Annotated in this window: 1 protein-coding gene; it reads left to right on the top strand. The window is 51.2% G+C overall.

The genetic code is table 11. The features are described 5' to 3' along the window. Positions 1 to 64 precede the first annotated feature (64 nt). Positions 65 to 1,212, top strand: a protein-coding gene (locus tag FDW87_RS05900) for an IS3 family transposase (RefSeq protein WP_137379521.1) whose coding sequence is annotated in 2 segments (ribosomal slippage) — positions 65 to 302 and positions 302 to 1,212 — 1,149 coding nt in all. Because the reading frame shifts where the segments join, the coding sequence is not laid out codon by codon here. Positions 1,213 to 1,230 lie beyond the last annotated feature (18 nt).

Raw genomic sequence — 1,230 nt, 5'->3', positions numbered from 1 at the left:
CTGAATCGCCACGGGTTTAACAGACACCTCGGAGTCATTTAAGATGACTTAAAGAGAGGTGCCCATGAGCGGTAAACGTTATCCCGAAGAGTTTAAAATTGAAGCAGTCAAACAGGTTATTGAGCGCGGTCATTCTGTTTCCAGCGTTGCAACACGTCTCGATATCACCACCCACAGCCTTTACGCCTGGATAAAGAAGTACGGTCCGGACTCATCCACTAATAAAGAACAGTCAGATGCTCAGGCCGAGATCCGCCGACTCCAGAAGGAGTTGAAGCGGGTTACTGACGAACGGGACATATTAAAAAAAGCCGCGGCGTACTTCGCAAAGCTGTCCGACTGAGGTACGCCTTTATTCGTGACAACTCCCGTTGCTGGCCTGTTCGTCTGCTCTGCAGGGTGCTGGATGTTCATCCCAGTGGCTTTTACGCCTGGTTTAAGCAACCGTATTCTCAGCGCCACCAGGTAGATCTGAGACTGACGGGACAGATCAAACAGTTCTGGCTGGAGTCCGGTTGCGTTTATGGTTATCGCAAGATCCATCTGGACTTGCGGGATAGCGGTCAACAGTGCGGAGTGAACAGAGTCTGGCGACTGATGAATCGTGCCGGGATAAAGGCTCAGGTCGGGTACCGGAGCCCGCGGGCACGCAAAGGCGAGGCCAGTATCGTATCGCCCAACAGGCTCCAGCGACAGTTCAATCCGGATGCTCCGGATAAGCGTTGGGTAACGGACATAACCTACATCAGGACCCACGAAGGCTGGCTGTATCTTGCTGTGGTTGTTGATCTGTTCTCACGCAAAATTATCGGCTGGTCAATGCAATCCCGGATGACAAAGGACATTGTCCTGAACGCACTGCTGATGGCTGTATGGCGGCGTAATCCCCAAAAACAGGTGCTGGTTCATTCGGACCAGGGCAGTCAGTACACAAGCCATGAGTGGCAGTCGTTCCTGAAATCACACGGCCTGGAGGGGAGCATGAGCCGTCGCGGTAACTGTCACGATAATGCGGTTGCAGAAAGCTTTTTCCAGTTGCTGAAACGCGAACGGATAAAGAAAAAGATCTACGGAACGCGGGAAGAAGCCCGCAGCGATATTTTTGATTACATCGAAATGTTTTATAACAGTAAGCGTCGGCATGGTTCGAGCAATCAGATGTCACCGACAGAATATGAAAACCAGTATTATCAACGGCTCGGAAGTGTCTAGATTATCCGTGGCGATTCA

This window comes from Citrobacter sp. wls826 (assembly GCF_005281245.1).
In the GTDB taxonomy this organism is placed as follows: Bacteria; Pseudomonadota; Gammaproteobacteria; order Enterobacterales; family Enterobacteriaceae; genus Citrobacter; species Citrobacter braakii.
Note: the sequence above shows the minus strand (reverse complement) of the source record. Positions and strands in the feature narration are given on the sequence as shown.